General features: G+C 75.7%; 3 protein-coding genes and 1 pseudogene. 1 reads left to right on the top strand and 3 read right to left on the bottom strand.

From position 1 onward, the window contains the following. The first annotated feature begins 54 nt into the window (after window positions 1–54). Window positions 55–858, top strand: a complete 804-nt coding sequence (locus FOE67_RS21420; protein ID WP_182666473.1) for an Rv1486c family protein — start codon at window positions 55–57, stop codon at window positions 856–858. Between the two features lie 31 nt (window positions 859–889). Here the strand turns inward: FOE67_RS21420 and FOE67_RS21415 are convergent, their stop codons facing one another. The 3 genes and pseudogenes from FOE67_RS21415 to FOE67_RS21405 all read right to left on the bottom strand — a co-directional run. Next, window positions 890–1,534, bottom strand: coding sequence for a response regulator (locus FOE67_RS21415; protein ID WP_323385238.1), 645 nt, complete (start codon window positions 1,532–1,534; stop codon window positions 890–892). Then, window positions 1,527–2,711, bottom strand: coding sequence for a GAF domain-containing sensor histidine kinase (locus FOE67_RS21410; RefSeq protein WP_182666472.1), 1,185 nt, complete (start codon window positions 2,709–2,711; stop codon window positions 1,527–1,529). The genes FOE67_RS21415 and FOE67_RS21410 overlap by 8 nt, the downstream gene beginning before the upstream one ends. A gap of 111 nt (window positions 2,712–2,822) precedes the next feature. Then, window positions 2,823–2,948, bottom strand: a pseudogene (locus tag FOE67_RS21405) (diguanylate cyclase); the annotation flags it as partial.

The raw sequence follows: 2,948 nt of genomic DNA, 5'->3' as shown, positions 1-2,948 counted from the left end.
GGACCGGCCGTGGTGGGGCGCGGGGTCGCCCGGGTTCTTCCTAAGGTGGGGGACATGGTGGAGGAACCACGATCCGGGCGCCTGGCCGCCTGGGGCAACGCGCTGTTGGCGGGAACCGTGTCGCCCGACGAGGCGGTGCGCGAGGTGACGGACGGTGACGACGTGCACCGGGTGATCGGGCTGCCGGGGGAGGACGGTCCGGTGGGCCTGAGCCTCGCCCTGGGCCGGCTGCGGGCGCTGGGCGCCCGGGGGTTGCGGGTCGCGCTGCCGGCTCCGGGGCACCCGTTGGGGCTGAGTGGTCCGGCGGAGTTCAACGCGGCGGCGCTGGAGGCGGGTGAGGCGGTGATCGCGGAGGGTCCGGCGCTGGGATGGATTCCGGTGGTCACCAGGGCCGGGCCGGGCGCCGGCACCGCCGCGGACCGGCACGTCTCGGTGGAGTGGAGGTGTGCCCCGGTGCGGCGGGCGCCGCCCGCCGACGTTCCCTCGCTGGGGGAGGCGGAGCGGGAACTGGCCGAGGCGCTGCGCGCCGCGACGGAGGCGCTGACGCGGATGGGGGTGGCGGGCGCGGGGCCGACCGCCCGGGCGGAGCTGTCGGCCTACCGGGCCCGGGCGGAGAGCGCGGGCCGGGTCCTGGCGCCCGGGTACCCGCCCCGGGCCGCGCGGGTGCTGGAGCTGGCCCGCCGGGTGGGTCTGTTGGTGGGAATCGCGAACGCGTCGGGGGAACACGGCGCCGCGGTGAGCGCGGGCGAGATCGCGGCACGGGACGCGGTGCTGCGCCCGGTGGAGCGGACGGCACGACGCGCCAGGGTCGCGGCCTACAACGCCTTCGTGGAGCAGGGCGGGCCGGTGGTTCCCTGAGGGGACGGGGCGGTGCCGGGGGACGTTCGGCTCACTCGGCCAGGCCGTTGCGCACCGCCCAGAGCGCGGCCTGGGTGCGGTCGGCGAGTTCGAGCTTCATGAGGATGTTGGAGACGTGCGTCTTGACCGTCTTCTCCGACAGCACGAGGGTCCGGGCGATCTCCCGGTTGGCCCGCCCCCGGGCGATCAGGGCGAGGACCTCGCGCTCCCGTTCGGTGAGCGTGCCCGAGCGCCCCGACCTGCCCTCGGTGTCGCTGCTCAGCAGGGCCCGGGCGATCTCCGGTTCGAGGAGGACGTGTCCGGCGTGCACGGAGCGGATCGCCGCGGCCAGGGCGTCGGGGTCGATGTCCTTGTGCAGGTAGCCGCCGGCCCCGGCGCGCAGGGCCGGGACGACGCTGCGGCGCTCGGTGAAGCTGGTGACGACCAGCACCCGGGTGTCGGGCTCGGCGCCCAGGGCGCGCAGGGCCTCCAGTCCGTCGGTGCCGGGCATCTTGAGGTCCAGCAGGACCACGTCGGGGCGCAGTTCGCGGGTGCGTTCGACGGCTTCGGCGCCGTCGGCGGCCTCCCCGACGACCTCGATGTCCTCCTGGATCTCCAGGAAGGTCCGCAGCCCCCGGCGCACGACCCGGTGGTCGTCCGCCACCAGGACCCGGATGGGTGCGGCGGGGTCAGCCACGTGGCACCTCCATCTCGACGACGGTTCCCCGGCCGGGTGCCGAGGTGATGTTCAGGTTGCCGCCCACGGCCTGCGCGCGGTCGCGCATGGAGACCAGGCCCAGACGCCGCCCGGCGCGCCGCACGGAGTCGGGGTCGAACCCGATGCCGTCGTCGACCACCCGCAGAACGGTGCGGGCGCCCCGCCGGTCGAGGGTGACGTCCACGCGGGTCGGGCTCGCGTGGCGCAGGGCGTTGTGGAGGGCTTCGCGGGCGACCTGCAGCAGCGCCTCCTCCCGGTCGGGCCCCGGGGAGCCGGGCTCGCGGCACGTGAAGGCGACCCGGGCCGGGTGCGCCCGGTCCAGCACCCGGGTCTCGGCGTCGAGGACGGCGGCCAGGCCGTCCTCCTCCAGCGCCGCCGGGCGCAGTTCGACGACCACCGCCCGGAGTTCGTCGGCGGCCTCGGCGGCGAGACGGGTCACCTCGGAGAGTTCGGCGGCGGCGCGGGCGGGGTCGCGGGTCAGCAGGCCGGCGGCGGCGCGCGCGGTCAGCCGCAGGGAGAAGAGTTTCTGGGCGACGGCGTCGTGCAGTTCCCGGGCGATGCGGGCGCGTTCCTCGGCGATGGACAGTTCCCGGCTGCGTTCCAGGAGGTGGGCGTTGGTCAGGGCGATCGCGGCGTGGCGGGCCAGCAGGCGCAGCAGTTCCTCGTCCTCCTCGGTGAAGGAGGTGTCGCCCCGGGTGCGGCCCCCGCCCGCTTCGGTGCCGGTGCCCTCCCGCGGGCGGGTCCGGTCGGGGAGTTTGTCGGCGAGGAAGAGGGCTCCGAGCACCCGTTCGCCGTCGAGGATGGGCATGCCGAGGAAACCGCGCATCTCCGGGTGGGCGTCGGGCCAGCCCTCGAAGCGGGGGTCGCGGCGGATGTCCGCGACGCGTTCCGGCTCGGCCTGTCGGAGCATCGCGGCGAGCAGTCCGTGTTGGCGGGGCAGGGGGCCGATGGCCCGCCATTGGCGTTCGCTCATGCCGGAGACGAGGAACTGGGCGAACCCGCCGGCTCCGTCGGGCACCCCGAGGGCCGCGTAGCGGGCGTTGAGCAGTTCCCTGGCCGAGCCGACGATCGTCTGCAGCACGTCGCGCACCTGGCGGGTGCTGTTCATCGCGAGGAGCGCGTCACTGATGGCGGCGAGGCCGGTGCCGGTTGCCATGGTTCGCACGGTACCGCCGCGGGAGGGGACGCGGATCGGTCGTGGGACGGCGAGGGCCGGGGGAACGGCCTAGGTCCCCGGTCCCGGGTCGGTGGACCACCGGGGACGGGCGATGGCCCGCCATTGGCGTTCGCTCATGCCGGAGACGAGGAACTGGGCGAACCCGCCGGCTCCGTCGGGCACCCCGAGGGCCGCGTAGCGGGCGTTGAGCAGTTCCCTGGCCGAGCCGACGATCGT

The sequence above is a fragment of the Streptomyces calidiresistens genome, from assembly GCF_014141525.1.
Lineage (GTDB): Bacteria > Actinomycetota > Actinomycetes > Streptomycetales > Streptomycetaceae > Streptomyces > Streptomyces calidiresistens.
The sequence above is the reverse complement of the archived record's forward strand: the minus strand, read 5'-3'. Positions and strand labels throughout refer to the sequence as shown.